Annotated in this window: 10 protein-coding genes and 1 pseudogene; 6 read left to right on the top strand and 5 right to left on the bottom strand. The window is 46.7% G+C overall.

The features are described 5' to 3' along the window. Positions 1–351: 351 nt before the first annotated feature. Both D908_RS05705 and glgC read left to right on the top strand, forming a co-directional pair. Entirely contained in the window at positions 352–2238 is a 1887-nt protein-coding gene (locus tag D908_RS05705; protein ID WP_005525771.1) for a sensor domain-containing diguanylate cyclase, read from the top strand. 203 nt (positions 2239–2441) lie between these two features. Then, positions 2442–3656, top strand: a complete 1215-nt coding sequence (glgC, locus tag D908_RS05710) for a glucose-1-phosphate adenylyltransferase (protein WP_001154330.1) — start codon at positions 2442–2444, stop codon at positions 3654–3656. A 119-nt stretch (positions 3657–3775) separates the two neighbouring features. On the opposite strand, the gene D908_RS05715 is transcribed toward glgC, so the two are convergent. Then, a complete protein-coding gene (locus D908_RS05715) occupies positions 3776–6913 on the bottom strand; it encodes a chitinase C-terminal domain-containing protein (protein WP_005525769.1) in 3138 nt (1045 codons plus the stop codon). 516 nt (positions 6914–7429) lie between these two features. On the opposite strand from D908_RS05715, the pseudogene D908_RS0119670 reads away from it, so the two are divergent. Both D908_RS0119670 and D908_RS05720 read left to right on the top strand, forming a co-directional pair. After that, a pseudogene (locus D908_RS0119670) lies at positions 7430–8577 on the top strand (iron-containing alcohol dehydrogenase). 114 nt (positions 8578–8691) lie between these two features. Next, positions 8692–9309, top strand: a complete 618-nt coding sequence (locus D908_RS05720; RefSeq protein ID WP_005525766.1) for a lysoplasmalogenase — start codon at positions 8692–8694, stop codon at positions 9307–9309. Here the strand turns inward: D908_RS05720 and D908_RS05725 are convergent. The 3 genes from D908_RS05725 to D908_RS05735 are packed head-to-tail and all read right to left on the bottom strand — an operon-like array spanning position 9306 to position 14201. Then, positions 9306–10568, bottom strand: coding sequence for a sigma-54-dependent transcriptional regulator (locus tag D908_RS05725; RefSeq protein WP_000843509.1), 1263 nt, complete (start codon positions 10566–10568; stop codon positions 9306–9308). The two genes, D908_RS05720 and D908_RS05725, sit on opposite strands and share 4 nt — an antisense overlap. Next, positions 10543–12912, bottom strand: a complete 2370-nt coding sequence (locus tag D908_RS05730; protein WP_000010068.1) for an ATP-binding protein — start codon at positions 12910–12912, stop codon at positions 10543–10545. Before D908_RS05730 ends, D908_RS05725 begins: the two co-directional genes overlap by 26 nt. Beyond that, positions 12909–14201 (bottom strand): ABC transporter substrate-binding protein, encoded by a 1293-nt coding sequence (locus D908_RS05735; protein WP_005525763.1) that lies wholly within the window; start codon positions 14199–14201, stop codon positions 12909–12911. The genes D908_RS05730 and D908_RS05735 overlap by 4 nt, the downstream gene beginning before the upstream one ends. A 276-nt stretch (positions 14202–14477) precedes the next feature. Between D908_RS05735 and D908_RS05745 the strand changes: the two genes are divergently transcribed. Together D908_RS05745 and pyk are read left to right on the top strand one after the other, a co-directional pair. Then, the gene (locus D908_RS05745) at positions 14478–15857 is read left to right on the top strand and encodes an MFS transporter (protein WP_000931491.1); all 1380 of its coding nucleotides are present in this window, start codon (positions 14478–14480) and stop codon (positions 15855–15857) included. Positions 15858–15938: 81 nt separating this feature from the next. Further along, positions 15939–17399 carry a pyruvate kinase gene (gene pyk, locus D908_RS05750; protein ID WP_005525757.1) on the top strand — a complete coding sequence of 487 codons (1461 nt, stop codon included), beginning with the start codon at positions 15939–15941 and terminating at the stop codon, positions 17397–17399. 135 nt (positions 17400–17534) lie between these two features. Here pyk and torS read toward each other — a convergent pair whose 3' ends face one another. Continuing rightward, positions 17535–20441 carry a TMAO reductase system sensor histidine kinase/response regulator TorS gene (gene torS, locus D908_RS05755; RefSeq protein ID WP_005525754.1) on the bottom strand — a complete coding sequence of 969 codons (2907 nt, stop codon included), beginning with the start codon at positions 20439–20441 and terminating at the stop codon, positions 17535–17537. Positions 20442–20498: the final 57 nt, after the last annotated feature.

Below are 20498 nucleotides of genomic sequence, written 5' to 3'. Positions count from 1 at the left end.
CATCATCAAAAAATGCGACAAATTTTGCGTTTATTATCAATATAGCGGGATATCTGGATAAAGCTTGACCGGAAATCACAAGGACAAAGACTATTTTTGAAGGAATGACACATTTAAATGTCTAAATCATCAATAATAGGATGTAATTTAAGAATTTTTAGCCAATTAGCCGGAGAAATTCATCAACTAATTTACAATGTAAATATTGAGCGAATCTTATTTGCTCGGTTATTGAGCATTTGCACATTTTAATTGTGGGAATCATGATCGAGTGCACGAAGTATAATTTTGGAAGCGAAATCTCATTTAAATCCAGTTATAGTGCACGCTTAACGACTTATATACTGAATTATGTACTCATCTGCCCGTAAGTATTTCATCCAATTCTCAATTGTTGCCTTCGTGCTTGGTTTTATCCCAGCACTGTACTTCATTGATGAAGCAAGCCAATTGGAAACGCAAGCCGTCAGCAGTGTAGAAAAGCAAACCCGCTTACAACTGGAATTTAGCCAACATGACTTATTGCAGATGCTACAAAAGGCTTATCAGTCGACCCAAGTTTTGGCTAAGAGTGACACTTTACTCGCGGCATCTAAAGCTCTCAATACCACCACCCTTCAGCAGTTAGAGACCTTGTGGGACGTTACCCTTCGCTCTCAATCTATTTTCTCTTCATTTAAATTGCTTGATCGCGATGGTAGAGAGCAGCTCAAAGCCATTTATGATGGTGATCGGGTTGTATTTATTGAATCCGCACAAACCATTGACGATTTCAGCCAAGAAATTATTGCTAAATACAACCAGCTACCCAATAAACAAGTTTGGGCAAGTGAATTAGCATTGAATCACAAAGATCCCTTGGGCACTTTACCGACTTTTCGATTTGTCACTGGCATTGGTAGACAAGACAATACTGATGGATACCTTGTTGTAACCGTAAAATTACAATCACTCTATCAACGACTCTCTTTTGTTTATGACCAATTCGATTCTCCCGATGTTCTGAACCTTGCGGGTGATTTACTGCTCGGTGAGCCCTCGCAACCCAATGAGAGTGATGGTTCTCCGGCTCCTCGTTTTTCCGAACAACATCCAGAACTTTGGCAACGAATTCTGATCAAACCACAAGGGTTTGCTCTCTCAAACCAAACTTGGTTTAGCTATGTACAAGTTGACCTGAGTTCAGTTTTACCCGATTCAGATCCACTCGTTCTCGTACTTCGAGTCAATAAAGAGGAAATCGATAAAACCTACGCAACCGCGCGTTGGTCACTCATGAGTCAAGCCGCCACAGTATTATCACTACTGACTATCATTGCTGCTGGATTTGCAGCATGGAATATCAATCACTTGAAAAATAGCCTCGACAGCAAATTGGCAAGGGCGGCAATGGATGGGATGTCGGCAGTAGTAATCACAGATCGCCGCAATAGAATCATTAAGGTGAATAATGAGTTTACTCGCCTCAGTGGCTTTACTTTTGATGAAGTGAAAGGAAAGCAGCCCTCTATTTTCGCCTCTGGCTTACATAAAACAGAGTTCTACATACAAATGTGGAAGGCTCTACAAGATATTGGTTTTTGGGAAGGCGAAGTCATCAATAAGCGCAAAGACGGCCAGAATATTACGGAGATTTTGCGCATCCAGAGTATTCGAGACGAGAACCATATTATTCAATTCTATGTGGCCTCTTTTGTTGATATTTCCCACCGTAAAGCACTGGAAAATCGCCTACGCGAATTAAGTGAAAAAGACGCGTTAACTGATTTATGGAACCGTCGTAAATTTGATCAAGCCATTCATCTTGAATGTGCCAAAGTGCGCCGCTATCCAAACTTAGCGCAAACTTGTCTCGCGATTGTCGATATCGACCACTTTAAACGGATTAATGATAAATTTGGCCATAGCGAGGGAGATCGTATACTGCGAGGTGTGGCCAATAGCATTCAAGAACAACTTAGAGAATCCGATTTCATCGCAAGAATCGGCGGTGAAGAGTTTGCCATCATCTTCCCATACACCTTGATTGAAGAAGCAGAGCGCGTGCTTAACCGCGTACGCCTCTATATTGCCAGCACTCAGCCTCACGACGTCACCATCAGTGGTGGTGTGACTGACCTCTGCTCTATTCCGGATCAGAGCTACAAACGAGCGGATCTTGCGCTCTATGAGTCCAAATCATCTGGGCGAAATCAGATCTCGATTTTAACTAAAGCTGAAATGCATCACTTTGCATGATGTAAAGTATCCAGCTCAACTTGGGTAACTAAGAGCGAAATCACAGCTTATAGAGGTTCCTATTCAGGCTTTGTCATTGTATTGCAATCCATTCATCTAACTCGCCCATCTTGTACTACGCTTGATAGATCCGCATATCACACATTTTGCACATGCCTAACACGCAATCTTGTGTAAAAACATGCACTTTAGGGAGATAAATTATGCAGGACACCTTGGCCGTGATTTTGGCTGGAGGCATGGGCTCACGGCTCTCACCTCTCACGGACGACAGAGCCAAACCCGCGGTTCCTTTTGGCGGGAAATATCGGATCATTGATTTCACCTTAACCAATTGCCTGCATTCTGGGTTACGTCGAATCTTGGTGTTAACTCAGTATAAGTCGCACTCCCTACACAAACATTTACGTAATGGTTGGTCTATTTTTAACCCTGAATTGGGTGAATTCATTACCGTTGTTCCTCCTCAAATGCGTAAGGGAGGGAAATGGTATGAAGGGACAGCAGATGCGTTATTTCATAACATGTGGCTGCTGGCGCGCAGTGATGCGAAATACGTAGTTATTTTGTCGGGCGATCATATTTATCGTATGGATTACGCCGCTATGCTTGAAGAGCATATTGAGAAAAATGCAACGTTAACCATCGCTTGTATGGAAGTGCCTCGGCATGAAGCCAACGCCTTTGGGGTAATGGCCATTGATGAAGAGTCTCGGATTACTTGTTTTGTGGAAAAACCGAGTGACCCACCCTGCATTCCTCATAAGCCTGATCGCAGCTTGGCATCTATGGGCATTTATATTTTCAACATTGATGTATTGAAAACAGCGTTACAAAGTGATGCCGACCTTGAACATTCCAGCCACGATTTTGGAAATGATGTAATACCTAAATTGATTGAGACTGGCAGCGTATATGCCTACGCTTTCTGCTCTGGGAAAGGTCGAGTCGCACGTGATTGTTATTGGCGAGATGTAGGTACCATCGATTCCTTCTATGACGCGAATATGGATTTATTGCAACCGGTCCCCCCCATGAACCTGTACCAAAAAAACTGGGCAATCCGAACTTATGAACCGCAGTATCCGCCTGCAAGAACCGTTTCATCCGCCACGGGCAATGAAGGCATTTTCATTAATTCAATTATTGCCAATGGGGTGATTAACTCTGGTGGTTCCGTGCAACATTCAATCATTTCCTCGAATGTACGCATTAATGACTCGGCACTGATTGTTGACAGTATTTTGTTTGATGATGTGGAAGTGGGTGAAGGTTGTAAACTTATGCACTGTATTATCGATAAGCACGTAAAAATCCCACCTTATACCGAAATTGGCCTCAACCCTATCGAAGACAGTAAGCGATTCCATATCTCTGAACGGGGTGTTGTCGTCGTACCAGAAAGCTACCAGTTTTAAATTCAAAACCCGCTCACCAATCTGCCTGTGGTGAGCTTTACTTGCGCAGAGTGAAGAAAAAAGCCTTAGTCTTTCGACTAAGGCTTTTAAGTTTAGAGCTTTACGATATCAACTCAATCCTAAGGACAAGTGACTTCTTTCCAGAACCAGTTAGTTTGTGTTGGTGTTTCCCACGAACCAGGAGGGTTTTGAGCAACGAAGCATTTACCGTTGTAAGTGACTGTATCACCTACTTTTACTGCTGTCGAACCTGGAACCCATTGAATCACCGTGCCCGTTGAACCACCACCTGTGTTGCCACCTGTATTTCCTCCGGTGTTACCACCAGTAGAAAGATTAGCCACTGGCAAATCAGGTTGCTCGAAGGTAAAAGCATATTCAACGTTGTTGATCTTCACTGAGTAGTTAGCTGGACCTGAAATTGGCAGGTAGTACACCATATCCAATTCATAGGTTGCACCCGCAGGAAGTGACTTCCACGCTGGTAGTGAGAACGCAACACGGTGCATTGTGCCATCTAAACCACCGATGTTGTTGGCACGAGAGTGACCAGAAGCAATCACTTTCAAGCCGCCACCAGATTGATCCTTCGCGTTATCCGGAGCAGAAACAGGAATATCGAACTGGAATTCTGTGCCTCCAGGGATATCAACACCTGTGTTGTTCGTGAAGGTAATCTTCGGATTGATTGGGTAGTTTTGGTCGCCCACTTTGAAGCCACCCACTTTCACTGCAATATTCACAGCTTCAGTTGGGATTGCACCCGTTGCGACTTTGTTACCATACGGTGTTGCGACTTTGAACTTGTCATAGATCGCTTTGGTCATGGTGTTACCCATGTGGTACTCACCTTTACCCGTCGCACACGCTTGCTCAGTTGGATCTACTGAAGTACGTTTGCCGTTGGCATCAAGGTTGTAACAGCTATAGTCACCCGCCAATTCCCAGAACATGATACCGCCAATCTCTTTGTTGATAACGTAATCCGCTTTCACATCAATTGACTGTTTATCTTCTGTAGACAAGAACACTTTCTTATCCGCGTTCCACAACCAAGGAGCAACTGCAACGCTGTCGTAATTGCGTACATAAGTACCAATCAGTGGTGTTGTGGTTGGGTCTAGCTTGTAAGCCGCTGCGTATGAACCCCAAATACCTTTTTCTAGGTTCTTCGCATGCCACATTGGGTTAGAACCTGCGCCCATTTCGTCACCAGCGGCGTTAACATCATGCCACATGTTGTCGATACCGGTTGCACCGTAACCACAGTTGTTCTTCTCACCTTCACCAGTTCCTGGTGCACAGAGATTTTGGTTAGGCAGTGCTGCACGGCCCCATAGGCCATTTTCACCACCTGTTACACCTTGCCAACCACGGGTGTAGTAAGGAACACCAATGTTGATACGTCCTGCTGGCATTGAACCACGGAAGTAGTGGTATGCCCAATCAGTGTTCAGGTAACCGATACCACCGTATTGCGCTGTGCCATAAACGTTCCATTGTGCCAACTCAGAGTCTTTACCAGTGTCGAACAGAGCCGCGTTATGACCAACGTGATCGTTCCACGCGCCATGCAAGTCGTAAGACATGATGTTGACGTAGTCAAGATACTTGGTGACATCAAAGGTTTCCATACCACGTAGCAGGTAACCAGAAGATGGTGCTGCGATAGTCAGCATGTAGTGGTGACCATCTTGTGCTGAAGCGCGGTCCAGTTTGTCACGTAGAACACGCATCAACTCTTGGTAAGAAGCCCACAGGTAAGCACGACGTGGCTCCATAAAACCTTTGTCATCTGGGTTTCCTGCACCAGCCATTGAGGTTGGGTATTCATAATCGATATCCACACCATCAAACTTGTACTTACGGATCATCTCTACCGCAGATGTCGCGAATTTTTCAATTGCGGCATGGTTGATTGAACCGTCTGCGTTAGTTGTCATTGTATAGAAACCACCGTCAGCAACGCGGTTGCCGTTAGCGTCAAAGTGACCGCCGGTTTCAGCCCATCCACCGATAGAAATCAGGGTTTTCACGCCGTATTTCTGTTTGTAAGTAGCTAGAGCACCAAAGTGACCTTTAAAGCCTAGCGTTGGGTCAATTTCAACACCCGGCCATTCTTTACCAACGGCTGCGTTGTTTGGATCGTTCACATTACCGATGTTTACGTTGCCATCAGAACCAATGCTGACGAACGCGTAGTTAATGTGAGTCAGTTGTTCCCAAGGAATATCTTTTACAAGGTAAGCGGCTTGTGGGTCATCACCTGCGCGCCAGCTGGTGAAGTAACCGATCACACGACGTGGGTGATCCACACCCATCTTCTCACGGCCTTCTTCATCGTAAACGGTACAGTATGGAACTTGTACGCCTTCGGTTTGATACAGGCCATCAGGACGGCAGCTTGCCACAGGAGCAACACCATTAACGACCAAAGTTGCCAATGCAGAATCTGTGGTTGCACCTAAATTGTCAGTTGCACGAGCATAAACAGCCAGAGAACCGGCTTTCGTTGTCGTGTAGTTAAGGGTATAGGGTGCTTGAGCCGATGTTCCTACCAGAGCACCGCCCACATAGAAATCGACTTTATCCACTGAACCATCAGCATCTGCGGCATCCGCAGTCAACGTCACCACAGCGCCAACATCCACAGTTGCTGCTGACAGAGCAACAGAAACGCTTGGAGCTTGGTTCACAGGGCCATCACCAGCAACGGTCAGTGTTACTGCATTCTTGGTGCTGACTGCGCCTTTATCATCAAAAGCAACAGCGCTGAATTCATGCGCACCTGCAGTGGCTGTCCAGCTTGCGGTATAAGGCGCTTGAGTGGCTTGACCAACCAGTACGCCATCAACTGAAAACTCAACGCGAGCCACTGTACCATCGGTATCAGAAGCATTGGCAGCCAGAGTCACCACATCACCCACTTTCACCTGCGCAGTAGCAAGAGGCGATGTCAGAGTAACGCTAGGGACTTGGTTAGTACCACCCGATGTGGTGCAAGAATCCAGTAATTGCCACTGAGCATAGTTGCCAGAGAATTTTTCAGGATCGTTGTTTTGAGTCCAGTAGTTGGCTTGATAAGCATTGCCTTTGTACTGCACCTTAGCACCGCTGTTATAAACTGCTGACGATTGCCATTCAGGTAACGCCGAGCAATCCATAGCTGCATAGCTACTGAATGCCATTAAACACGAAGCAGTTAAAGTGCTAAGTGTAAATACACTCTTCACCGCTTTTCCTTCAAGTAAACGCATTTTGTTCTTCCCTTAAGTTATTGTTTAAATAATTAAATAAAACCACGTAGACATGGATTCACTTAAATTCTTGCGTAAAACAACTTTAGAATAGCGGGATAATTTGGCACTCAGAAAAGTGTGAATTTTAATAATGACTCGCAAACGAGTGTCTGTTTTATGCAACTGATACAGAGTTATTTTGCATCAATAACTAATAATCCATTAATTTTTAGTCATAAAAAAAAGCCCCGTTTTTCAGAACAAAATACGGGGTTCAACAAATTTTATGTGACAATTTTTCCTAAGAGGGAGCGCTAGCCTACAACTATGCTTAATGTTACAAAAGAGTAAAAAACGCTCAAACTCTCTTCCTCTTTTAAGAAAATCACCTTTTGAGTTGTGATTTTACCGTACAAGGCACAAAAACTTTTCGTTAAATCCTCTATTTTGCATACCAGATACGTAAGAGCATTAATACCGTGCTGCAAGTTCTAGCAACATGGGGATTAATCCATCACAAATGAGGTGAGCAACATGCAATTCAGTTACGTAAACCCAACCAAAATTCATTTTGGACAAGGTCAAATCGCGAGCGTTCGCCGAGAAATTCCTAAAGATAATAAGGTGTTGGTGCTTTACGGTGGCGGTTCGATCAAACGTAATGGCGCTTATGATCAAGTCGTTCAAGCATTGAGCGAACATGAGTGGGTCGAGTTTTCAGGCGTTGAGCCTAATCCAACGAAAGAAACATTGGATAAAGCGGTAGAAATGGTTAAGAGCCAGCAGATCGATTTTATTCTTGCCGTAGGCGGTGGCTCAGTGATCGATGGCTCCAAATATGTAGCGGCAGCCGCGTTTTATGAAGGTGACGGTTGGGATATTTTGACTGGGCAACATACTGTGCATCAAGCCACACCTATCGGTGCTATTCTCACACTGCCAGCAACGGGTTCGGAATCCAATACTGGTGCGGTGATCACCAAAGCTGAAACGCAAGATAAGCTAGCCTTTTTGTCTCCAGCCGTGCAGCCACGATTTGCAGTTCTTGATCCCGATGTGATGAAAACCTTGCCTGAGCGCCAATTAGTCAACGGCTTGGTCGATGCTTGGGTACACGTTTGTGAACAATATTTGACTCTGCCTACTCAAGCCATGGTGCAAGAAGCTATGCCGAAGTTTTACTGCGAAATCTACTGATTTTAGGCGGAGATTTCGCCAACCGTGACACGGATGCATGGCGTGCTAACCTGATGTGGACGGCAAACCAAGCTTTAAATGGTCTGATCGGAACGGGGGTTCCACAAGATTGGGCAACGCACATGATCGGCCATGAGTTAACTGCGTTATGGCATGTTGACCACGCCCGATCTCTGGCCATTGTGCAACCTTGGCTGCTACGCAATCAGCTTGAACATAAAAAAGCCAAACTTGAACAGATGGGTAAAAATGTGTTTGGTTTACCGCAAACTGATGATCTCGCGAGCAAAACCATTGCAGCCATTGAAGATTTTTATCACCAATTAGGCGTTGCAACACAATTCGCTGAACACGGTATGGAGAAAAATGCCGCCGTAGAAGCCGTAATGCAGCAACTGACCGCACACGGCATGCTGAAACTTGGCGAACAAGGAACAATCACTTTAGACGAGTCTCGCAAGATCCTTGAGCAAGCTTTGTGCTAAATCTGAGGCACACGGTGCTATTCTGTAGCCTGTAAATCCTGTTACACTCTCGCAGCACGCCACCCTACTGGGTATGGCGTGCTCATTATTGCTTGTCTTGTTTCGGGAACCTTTATGTGGCTGTTGATTGTCGCTTTCTGTGTAGTTCAATTAATCACGATTGATCGCGGTCCGCGCTGGCTATTTTATCTCTCTAAGCCCACCCCGATTTTGTTGATGGCGCTGACGATTATTGCGTCAACGGATCCTATGCCGGTGTTTGCATGGTGGATAGTGGCAGGGCTGCTGCTTTCCGCACTTGGTGACATTTTGTTGATGCATCCCAAAGATAAATTTATTTCCGGTTTGCTGGTGTTTTTATTGGCCCATATCGCCTACACCATAGGCTTTAGCACCACCATTACGGCTTTCACATGGTGGCCACCTGCCATCTGGTCCGCGATGGGAATTCTTGCTTTTCTGCTCTTACTGCCCAACCTTGGCAGAATAGCATTGCCAGTGGCAGGTTATATCGCCGTCATTGTTTTGATGGCTTCCGCTGCAACTGAATATTGGCTTGGCTACAACAGCCATGCATCCCGACTTGCGCTGATGGGCGCTGCGATGTTCATCTTGTCGGATCTGGTGTTAGCCATTGACCGATTCCGTTCTTCATCGCAGTTTTCTCGCCATGTGGTGATGTTCACCTATTACAGCGCGCAAAGCTTACTCACACTCTCGGTGATCCGCTAACCGCGCGCTTTAAAGGTATCTTTTTCCAAGCCGTGTTTTTTCATTCTCAGGTAGAGTTTTTTACGCGGCACTTGCAGGTAGTTCGCTGCATCTGCCACTCGGCCTGAGAACAGAAACAGTGCATCCTCAATCACTTGCTTTTCGTAATCATCCACCAACTCATCCAGTGGCGACAACATTTCTTCCTGATTGTAGATACGTTCTTTGCCCGCCAGTTTGACAATCCCGATCGCATAGAGCTCAGCTACGTTACGCAATTCGCGCACATTGCCCGGCCATTGGTGAGCACGCAGTAAAGCCAAGTAATGTGGTTCTACATTCGGCATAGGCTTGCCCAGCTTGTAGCAACTCTGTTTTAGGAAATAGTGAAACAGCGCCGCGATATCATCCGGTCTTTGACGCAACAAAGGCACATCGATTTGCCCTTGATTCAGTAGATAGTAAAGCTCTGGTAACAACTGATTTTGTGCAATCAATTGTTCCGGCTGTTGGTCAATCACCGCAATCACTCGAGTTCTTGGGCGATTCAATCGCTCTTGGTTAAGGAGGCTTTGTACCAGATTGCGCTGTACTTCTTCAGACAGCAATTCAATATGGTCAATCAGCAAGGTTCCCCCTGCACTTTCCTGTACCTTAGGTTCAACCGTACTCCACTCTGTTTTTGCCGAGGCCACTAACTCAACCAAGGGTAAATTACCGTTATTCATGGTCAGTTGATGGATAAGGTACGCGATGGTATGTCGACCACATCCCGACTCCCCAACAATCACCACATGGCGATTAAGCAGTGCATATTGTGCAACATGGGAGCGAATTTGCTCCATTTGGGCAGATTTGCCTACTAATTCACGTTTTACTGAGCGTGACAGTAAAAGTTTTTGCTCAATGAAGGAACGGCGCAATTCAAGGTGTTGCTTAATCAGCGTCAGCAGTTGAGGCGGATTGATCGGCTTTTCAAGGAAATCACACGCGCCCATTTTGACGGCTTCCACCGCCATAGGAATATCACCATGGCCTGTGATCACAATCACCGGGATTTTGTCGTCAACGGCTTTGATCTGCTTGAGTAGCTCCATACCATGCAGTTGTGGCATATACATATCCAGCAATACAACACCATTCCAGTCTGGCTGAATCTGGCTCATCGCTTGAGTCGGATCGATCACCGCTTTGGCTGCTAATCCCGCAATCGACATCAAATGTAGATAGGAATCCAAAACGTCCTGATCGTCATCAATCAGCAGTACAGTACTTTTCATCTTGCAATAACTCCAAAATCACCATCGCACCTTTTTCCAGATCGGAGGCCAGTGCGATACGGCCTTGCATTTTTTCAACTAATGATTGGCAAATGCTCAATCCCAGCCCCAACCCCACTTCCTTGGTGGTCGTGAACGGGGTAAATAATTTATCGACAACATCGTGTTCAAAGCCTTGACCGCTATCGACTACCGCAATCCGCTGTATCCCTTGGCTTGCTTCTAACGCAATCAATTTTACCCAAGGTTGCGGGCTGGTTGTTGAAGCATCACAGCCGTTAACAATCAAATTGATCAGCACTTGCTCAAGGCTCAATGCATCAGCCATCACCATCAAATCATCTGGTAGTTCATTGATGAGCCGGATCTGTTGTCGCTTGGCTTTGGCTTGCACCAGTACCAAAGCCTGCTCCACCACGTTCTTCAAGCGAATGGGTTGTAATGATTCATCACTGCTGTTTTTGCGGGCAAAGTGGCGCAAGCTATTGACGATTTTCCCCATTCGCTCGGTGAGACTTTCAATATGATCTAATGACTGCGCAAGTTGAGGTTGCGGAGCTTGCTCAAGTGCCAGTTTTGCGGAGAAAAGATAAGTCGACATCGCGCTTAGCGGCTGATTGAGTTCATGCGCCAAACTCGTCATCGTCTGACCGACCACTGCCATTTTCGCCGCTTGGATAAGCTCACCTTGCGTTTTTTTCAGGTGTGCTTCTGCGCGTTGACGCTCTTCCACTTCAGCTTGTAACTCACGGTTTTTTTCACGCAGCGACTGGGTTTTCTCTTTCACTCGTTGTTCCAAAAGTCGATTCGCGTGTTCTTGATCCGTCACGTCGGTGATCGTCACAATGATTTTGTCATGCAGGCCTTGGTTGTAGCGACGTAGATACAAACGTAAGTAATACGGCTTTTCCGGATTACCAAGCGACAAAGTTAAACTGTCAGCCCCTTTGCGAACTAACTGCCCCTGCTCATCAAATAGGTGGCTCACCTTAGATTGCACACGCTCAGAGAAGCAGCTCCATAAAGTGAGAGGTTTAACAATCGACTCCAGCCGCAAAGTCGCCATAGCGCTGGGGTTGGCAGATTCAATTTGTCCGTGTAAATCACAAGTGATCAAGCTTGCCTGAGTGTTGTTGATCAGACTTAAGGCGTTGGTGCGCTCCATCTCTTCCACTTTTTTGCCATACATGATCAGTTGTTCACTCAATATGCCGATTTCATCTTTACCATCGACGGTGATCGGGTGAGACAGATCATTATGAATAATGGCATCTAGGCTTTCACTTAAGCGATTCAAACGTCCAACAATGCGTCGTTGCACAAAGTAGTACATCAACATCAGGCTTAATCCGATGGAAAGCCCGAAACAAACCAGCAGAACTCGGTTGCCTTCTTGCACCAGTTGAGCCGTTTGTCCCTTCACTTGCACAAACAGAGCATCGGCATTCGCCACCAGATCCGCAATTGCGTTATGTTGTTGATCCAACTGAGTCTGTAGCTGCTCACTCATGCTTTGTAGTTGCTGAGTGAGCTCTACCATGTCACGTAAGCTGTGGTGAAACTCACCTTCAAGTTGCAACACTTCACGCCACTCTTCTAAGAGTTGCTGATAAGCAATCGAAGAAGGTTGAGAGAAAAGCGGCTGACTGAGTCGAGTGAGTTCATCAAGCCGATATTGCAATACACGCATGCCGTTATCGACTTGCGTCAGATGTCTCGCGGTCAGCAGTTCATTCACAAACAAGAAGGCTTGTGTCTCACCATCCAAAATGGCTTGGATAAGGTTGATGGTTTGAAACATGATCTGAGCTTGTGGCTGTGGCGCCCCGCCGCGTTCAAGTTGCCATTGCAGCTCTTGACGCATAGGTGACAGCTCCATCCCAATATCTTGGTGGAGCCAATCAAGCTGTTCAGCAAACAGAGCTAGGCGACGATTCACATCAATACGAGCTGATACCAGTTCGTTGATCCGCTGCGTAATTTGTTGCAACTCAGCATAACCTTGCTGTAATGCGGCTTGCTCCTCGGTTTGCTGCAAACTCGACAAGGCTGAATTGATCGCCGTTAGATCATCTTGCAAGCGTTGATGTTGCTGATTAAGGAGCACTTTACTGGTCGCGCTGACAATCAATTGGATGCGGCGGCGAATCTCCGCGCTGCGCGTTTCCAAGACATAACTGGTGTTGTATTTCGGTACGCTCTGGTTAAGCAATTCCTCAACTTGGTAATCCAATCGGCTCCACGTACCCCACGCGACCAAACTCACAATCGTCAGTAGCGAGGTGCTAAAGGCGAAGGCAAGCAGCAACCGAGCGCCTATCGTATGTCGAGTACGAAAACTCATTGCGCTTCCTCAGCCAACAAGATTTTCAATTGCTGATTGGCCTGATCTAACTGCTTCTCCAAACGAACTTTCCATTCATGCGCTTTTTCCGCCAGCAACATGCTCTGTTCAGCTTGCTTCTCTTCAGATTCTGTTGCCGGAGATAACTGCTCGGCTAAAGCGTTCACTTCTTCCTCGGATATCGGCATGGCAAACACCGACACTTCAATCTGCTCGATCTTCGCCAAGATAGACGGACGGCGAGCAAACTGTGCTTTAGCATCCAGTAACGCCAGCAAAGTATCTTTTAATTGAGGCAATTGCTTGGTGATAGAAAGATCAAACAGGGTATTGATGCACTCTTCTCGGAGGATAATCTTGTGCATAGATAATTGAGTGAAACGCTCATTAAACAATGATTTATCTTGAGTGCTGTGCTTGGCGAAATCGTTACTCTCCATATTGGTCTGTACCGAAGTCGACATCAAAAGCTCAATAAACGCTTTCGCGTATTCGTCGTTGTGATTCTGTCTGACTTGTGCCACATACGTCGGCATTAAGGTGAAACTCTCATCGTACACAAACTGCACGTAGTCGAGTTTACGGCCAAGAATCAAGGCATAGCTGTCTATGGTTGGGCCAACACCAAACTGACCGTTGGCAATATAGTCACTAACGCCGAAACTTCTGGCCGACGCAGTCGCGAGATTTGCGCCCACACGCAGCAAAATGCCCCACCCTTCTTGCCAGCCATATTTGCCCAGAATGCTCTCCACCATCATTTGCGTGGTACCAGAGCGTGCAGGCGTACTCATGGTGACATGACCAAAATAGATAGGCTTCGCTAAATCAACAAACTCTTTAGGCTGCGGTAGCTGATGCGTTTTCAGATAATCTTGGTTCCAGACCAAACCCGCACCGGAGTAACCAATCGTGGCGACTTGTTCAGAGCTAGGCAAAGCATAAGGCTTCAACCAATCTGGCGTTTGCATTCGCTCCGGTAAAGTGACGAGCTTTCCGCTTTGCGCCAAATGCTGCATAAGATAAGGCGATGAGCTAAGCACCAGATCAATGTTCTGGATGTAACTCTTATTCAGCAGTTGAACGCTGGACTGAGCGCGTCGGTGAATAATTTGCACTTCCACGCCCTCGTAGCGACGGCTGAACTCTTCAACCAAAGGCAATAAAGGCTCACGCGAAAAAGTAGTGAGGATCACCAACTCTCTTTCTGCGGCCTGAGTCACACTCGGCAACACACCAAAACTCAGCAAGAGGCTGGGTAAAATAAAAGCAAAAATCCGTCGCTGCATTGGGTAAATCCCTAGGTTTTGTGCGTTCACTCAAATCTCTATCAATTGTTCAAAAAAAGTCATCTGCGTGTTTGGGTCAACTCTGACCTCTCTTGCCATTAATATTATCAGCAATTGCTTATCAACTGAGGTCAAAATTCCCAGTTTTGACACGTTCATAGCGTGTAGTTGAGTCATTTCTGTCCCAAAAAAGCGACTTTGAGCCCAAATTTGCTTTGCCTGATGATGCTTCACGACAAACAGCCCGTTTGATCTTGTGAACTAGGGAGAGCAGTTATGCTTAATTTCTTTAAAACCCGCCCAGATCTGCCTTTAATGAGCAGCTCAAAAGCGGAAATGTTAAAACGCTACAAAAGTTATCAGTGGCAAGTCTTTATTGGCCTGATTTTCGGTTACGCCATGTTCTACGTGGTACGTATGGCGCTCGGCGTAGTGAAAAAGCCGATGCTGGATGCGGGTATCGTAACCCTCGAAGAACTCGGTATCATGGGTTCGGCATTCTTCTTTACTTACGCATTTGGTAAGTTCCTGAACGGCTTCCTGTCTGACTATGCCAACATTGGCCGCTTTATGTCGTTCTCACTGCTGCTGTCGGGTATCGCCTCTATTTTCATGGGGATGAACACCGTCGCTTTCTTCTTCGTTCTGCTATGGGGCTTGAACGGTTGGTTCCAGTCAGTAGGTTCTGCGCCATCTTGCGTATCTATCTACCAATGGTTCTCTCCAAAGCAACGTGGTAGCCGTTACTCAATCTGGGGTGGCTCACGTAACATCGGTGAAGGTATCACTTGGATCCTAACGGCAACCTTGGTGAGCTACTTCGGCTGGCGTGCAGGTTTCATCGGTGCAGGTATCGCAGGTATCGTTGCTTCTCTCATCATGTTTAAACTTTTGAAAGACCGTCCACAAACTTACGGTATGCCAGATCCAGGCACAGCGTTTGACGAAGGTACTGAAATCAAAAAATCGAACGACCCAAAAGAAACTCGTCGTGCGCAAATGTTCATCCTGAAGCAACCAGTTGTATGGCTAATCGCTCTGGCTTGTGCGGCGATGTACATCTCTCGCTACGCGATGTCTTCATGGGCAGTTCTGTTCCTGCAAGAACAAAAAGGCTACTCACTGATTGACGCTGGTTTTGCGATGTCTATGTACCCAACTGCGGGTCTGGCTGGTGCGATTCTGTCGGGTATCTTGTCTGACAAAGTGTTCAAAGGTAACCGTAACATCCCTAACCTGCTGTACGGATTGACCAACATCGCTGGTATGTGTCTGATGTTCTTCGGCCCAGATAACCGTATCGTTGATGCTGTCGCACTGAGCATGATCGGCTTCTCAATCGGTGGTCTAGTAGTATTCCTAGCAGGTCTGATCGCTTGTGACCTGATGCCGAAAAACGCAGTAGGTGCAGTTAAAGGTCTGATCGGTCTATGTTCTTACATCGCCGCTTCTGCTCAAGAACTTATCTCTGCATCGCTGATCACTGTAACTGAAGTAGAAGGCGTAAAACACTACGACTTCGGTAACGCTCAGTACTTCTGGCTGGCAGCGGGTGTGGTTTCAGTACTGCTCGCACTGACAGTGTGGAATGCGAAGAAAGTCGTCGATATCGACGAAGCTGAAGGCAAACCTCTGAAAACTCAAGAAGCCTCTTAATCTACGCCAAGCAGGAGCCTAGCTCCTGCTTACTTTCTCCTTTTTTATTTTCTTGTTGAGCGTCGTTATAGGAATTGCAATATGTGTAAAACCAAAATTGTGGCCACTTTAGGCCCTGCTAGTCAAACTCGTGAAACCCTTACTCAACTCATCCAAGCTGGCGTGAACGTTGTTCGCCTTAACTTTTCTCACGGCAGCGCTGAAGAACACATTGCTCGCGCCGAAATGGTTCGTGAAATCGCCCAAGAGCTGAATGTGAGCGTTGGCGTACTGGTTGACCTGCAAGGTCCTAAAATTCGTATCGCTTGCTTTGAAGAAGGCGCGATTCAACTCGCCGCAGGCGACACCTTTATTCTTGATGGCAATTTAGATCGTCAAGCAGGTACTCAAGAGCGCGTGGGTTTAGATTATCCAGAACTGATTGATGATCTGAAAGTGGGCAATATCCTGCTCCTTGATGATGGCCGTATTCAACTTGAAGTGACCGCGGTAGATGCCCAAACTCGCATCGCTCACACTGTAGCACTCAATAGCGGCAAACTTTCAAACCGTAAAGGCATTAACCTGCTGGGCGGTGGTCTTTCAGCGCCTGCACTGACTGAAAAAGACAAAATCGACATCATTACTGCAGCTGAGCTGCAAGCAGACTTCTTAGCCGTTTCTTTCCCACGTAATGCAGAAGACATTGAATACGCACGTCAATTAGCCGTACAAGCGGGTTGTCATGCACACATTGTTGCCAAAGTTGAGCGTGCTGAAGTGGTTGCCAATGAAGCGGCAATGGACAGCGTGATCCGCGCATCAGATGTGATCATGGTTGCTCGTGGTGACTTAGGCGTAGAAATTGGTGATGCTCGCCTACCAAGCGTACAAAAAGCGCTGATCGCTCGTTCTAAGCACTTAGGTAAGCCAGTGATCACTGCCACTCAAATGATGGAGTCCATGATCGAAAACCCACTGCCAACGCGTGCAGAAGTGTTAGACGTGGCAAACGCTGTTATTGATGGTACTGACGCGATCATGCTTTCAGCAGAGTCAGCAGCGGGACGTTACCCAGTTGAAGCCGTGCAAGCTATGGTGCGTATCGCACAAGGTGTTGAGCATGAAACTCACTGCGCACAAGATTGCTGGGATGCACTACAACATCTTTGCAGCGATGCGGGCAAAAGCTTCGCTCTGTCTTCAATGATTTCAGCATCAAAAGTGAATAAAGATCTTGGTGTTGCGATTGTGACTGAGCAAGGCGAAACGCCACTGTTGATGTCACGCTGCCAAAGCCAAGCCACCATTTGGGCGGTTTCTGATAAGCCTGCTCTACTGCGTAAGCTTTCCATTCTACGTGGTGTAACACCGACTTATTTCCAGCATTTAGACAAGCAAGGTGATGTTGCTACTCAACTGATTCACTTGCTGCGTAAACCTGCACAAGATAAGCAAATTTCATCCATCCTAGTGACTCAACTTGAGTCAGTAGAAGGTGTTGGTCACATTAACGTGTGCCGACTACTGAATTTGGCGCAACAGGAAGAACTGGTCGCCTAACCCAATTAGTGACGCGGGAAGTAGGGTTCAGCGTCACTAATATCCCCCAAAACTTTGTAATCATACTCTCCCAAATGCTCCACATAGGGATTTGACCTGCGCTTGTCGCAGGTCTTTTTTTATCCATTTTTCAAATTAGCTCAGTGCTTGATACAAAGCTTGTTTCGCTTGCTCAACAGCTTGAACTAATGGGGTTGATAGATAAACTTCAGCAGGGGAAGCGGCTTTCTCAATCCGTTGACAAAGCTGATATAACGCCGTTAACCACAATGCTCCTGCAGAGCCTTTCAATTTATGAGCTTGGCTTTTGATCACTGCATCGTTGTCTTTCTGCTCTTCACAAATAGCGAAGAACTCTGCACATCCTTGTTCAAAATAGCCGACAATTTCGCGCATTTTATCGACCCCAAGGATCTGCAAATCCTGCTCAAACTTGCTCATATCCAGCACAGCAACGGCTTCCTTCTCCGCTTGTTCCGTGACTGTGGAAGCAGGCGTCTCTGATTGAGGTTTCATTGTTTCACCATCGCTGACAGCATACGTTACATGTCCCGCCAACTGCTGACGCAGCATGGAGGCTAATTGTTCTTTGACCAGAGGTTTAGGCAGATAGCCATCAAAACCGGCAGCTAAGTACCCCGCCACGTCCTCATTAAACACATGAGCAGAAACCGCGACAAAAGGGATCACCGCGTTGTGCGCTCTGTCTTCCATTTGCCGCAGGTCGCGCAACAAATCAACCCCATTTCCATCCGGCAAATGAATATCAAGTAATGCAATATCAAAGCGTTGCTGTTGGAAGCACAGCTTCGCTTCCTGCACGCTTTTCGCTATGGTGACACGGTGACCTAAGCTGGTTAAAAAACCTTGTGCCACCAAACAGTTGACTTCGTTATCTTCCACCACCAACACATCCGCTACTGGTACTTCATCCAAGGTACGGGCCGGTGTGTCTACGGGTTGGCCTGGTTGTAAAGGCAATATGAAGCTAAAGCAACTGCCTTGCCCTAATTGGGATGATAACTGTAACTCTCCGCCCATCGCTTGCACTAACTTGCGGCTGATCGCTAAACCTAGCCCGGTCCCTTGTTTGCGACGCCCTGCTTCCGCTTGCGTAAAGGCATCAAACAGTGATGCTTGATCTTGCTCCGCGATACCAATTCCCGAATCTTCCACCGCAAAGCGAATGCCTTGCCCTTCCGGATCTTGGCTAATTCGGATACACACATGCCCTTGTTCGGTAAATTTGATCCCGTTGCCGACCAAATTATTCAGCACTTGTCCGATGCGTATTTCATCGCCTTGCCAGTATTGCGTTACATCATCTTCAAATTGGTAAGACAGTGTAATGCCTTTCTCCAAAGCACGGCTTTGCATCAGCTCATGGGTTTCACGCACTAAACGGTACAAATCAAAATGGGCTTGATGAATTTCCAAATGCCCCGCTTCGATCTTGGAATAATCCAACACATCGTTAAGGATCGCGAGCAGCGATCGTCCACTACGGTTAATCACTTGCACGTAGTGTTGCTGGGTTGAAGTAAGAGAGGTTTCCTGCAACAGACGCGCCGTACCCAACACCCCATTCATTGGAGTACGAATTTCATGGCTCATGGTAGCCAAGAACGCCGATTTAGCACGGCTTGCCTGTTCAGCTTGGTAACGAGCTTTGGCGTGATTAAGCACTTCTTGGTTGAGTTTATGGTTCATTTCACTCAATTGATGGGTACGCTGCTCCACCAACTCTTCCAAATGCTCTTTGTGTTGTTGCAGTTCGCGCTTCGCCAACACCTCACTTTCTGCCACCACCTTAAGTGCTTTGGCGGTATCACGCGCATGGGCAATCGCTTGCCCCATCTGCGCTAATTCATCTTTGCCTTGGGTAAAAACTTCCACCTCAAGTTGCCCTTTGGCCACCGAAAGCAGCGCGGTAGTGTGTTTATCCAGCCGTTGGATGACCGAGCGATACACCACTTTCCACACAATCCACACCACAATCACCAAACCAAGCAAACCGAGTATGGTAAGAATGAGCTGAGCGTAGTAAAGCGTATCGGAAAGCTTTCCTACTGCATCCGTCGTCACCTGATTTGAGGTATCGACTAGCTGGTTAACGGTTTTGTTGAGGCTCGCAAATTGAGTCAAACTGTCTTGCAGTAATTGTTGGGCAGCTTGTTCATTGTCGTAACGCTGTTTAAGCAGATCAAACACCACGCGACGCTTTTCCAACTCACGCAGCAAACTCACCATCTGCTTGGAACGTGTCGGGTCTTCAACCGCCTGCACGCGGCGCTGCATAATGCTCAGGTTTTCAACAAATTCAGTATTGAGGGCAAGTATACGTTCTAGGTCGGTGACCGTTTGTGTCTCTTCAATCTCATTCAGCACTTTAAACGCCAGCAGATGCAGTTCATGTAAGCGCTCTGCCAGATCCAAATCCACTTCAACCAGATTATCTAAAGCTTGATAGACCTGTGCCTGTTGCTGTTTTTGCAGCAAATCATAAATATGGGTGACGTTTGCCACTGCGATCGTGCTGGTATTGAGCACTTGAGTGCGCGTCAGTTGTTCAAGCTCTTGCGCCAGTTTGCGCATCTCTTTCACTATGGCACTCAGCTGGTTTTCTAATGAAAGACGATCTTCCACCCGACGCCCTAGCTGTGCGAGCGTATCAATGACGTTCTGTACATCTTGCTCTAACCTATCCAGCAATACGCCATCAAAGGCATCTTCCCCAAGCTGCTGAATATGGGTTAACAAGGTTTCTAGCTGCGAGAAAACTTTCTGCCCTGCGGTTTGATGTTCTTGTTCATTTTTTGCGTTAGAGAGTGTCTGGACAGTGGCAATGATTTGATGGCTCAACTCGGCAACTTGCCGGGCTTCGATCATAGATGGTATGGCATTATTCACCACATCACGTTCCGTTTTTGCAACGAAAGAGAAACCTAACACACCAATCAAAGCGGAGAGCAACACCAGCAACGCCATCGCGCTGAAAGAGAATAAGAGCTTACGACCAATACTGGCTTTAGCGAGACGCATGGGGAAAACCTTCTTGTTGACTTCTTCTGCGTGACGGATTGGGCTATATTGTGCAGT

Source organism: Vibrio mimicus CAIM 602, from assembly GCF_000338875.1.
In the GTDB taxonomy this organism is placed as follows: domain Bacteria; phylum Pseudomonadota; class Gammaproteobacteria; order Enterobacterales; family Vibrionaceae; genus Vibrio; species Vibrio mimicus.
This window is presented reverse-complemented; position numbering and strand designations above follow the sequence as displayed.

What these genes read in the sequence shown, in the direction of transcription:
- D908_RS05745 (WP_000931491.1), top strand. Translation starts at nt 14,478, where the DNA reads ATGCTTAATTTCTTTAAAACCCGCCCAGATCTGCCTTTAATGAGCAGC.
- pyk (WP_005525757.1), top strand. Translation starts at nt 15,939, where the DNA reads ATGTGTAAAACCAAAATTGTGGCCACTTTAGGCCCTGCTAGTCAAACT.
- D908_RS05715 (WP_005525769.1), bottom strand. Translation starts at nt 6,913, where the DNA reads ATGCGTTTACTTGAAGGAAAAGCGGTGAAGAGTGTATTTACACTTAGC.
- D908_RS05730 (WP_000010068.1), bottom strand. Translation starts at nt 12,912, where the DNA reads ATGAGTTTTCGTACTCGACATACGATAGGCGCTCGGTTGCTGCTTGCC.
- D908_RS05725 (WP_000843509.1), bottom strand. Translation starts at nt 10,568, where the DNA reads ATGAAAAGTACTGTACTGCTGATTGATGACGATCAGGACGTTTTGGAT.
- D908_RS05720 (WP_005525766.1), top strand. Translation starts at nt 8,692, where the DNA reads ATGTGGCTGTTGATTGTCGCTTTCTGTGTAGTTCAATTAATCACGATT.
- glgC (WP_001154330.1), top strand. Translation starts at nt 2,442, where the DNA reads ATGCAGGACACCTTGGCCGTGATTTTGGCTGGAGGCATGGGCTCACGG.
- D908_RS05735 (WP_005525763.1), bottom strand. Translation starts at nt 14,201, where the DNA reads ATGCAGCGACGGATTTTTGCTTTTATTTTACCCAGCCTCTTGCTGAGT.
- D908_RS05705 (WP_005525771.1), top strand. Translation starts at nt 352, where the DNA reads ATGTACTCATCTGCCCGTAAGTATTTCATCCAATTCTCAATTGTTGCC.
- torS (WP_005525754.1), bottom strand. Translation starts at nt 20,441, where the DNA reads ATGCGTCTCGCTAAAGCCAGTATTGGTCGTAAGCTCTTATTCTCTTTC.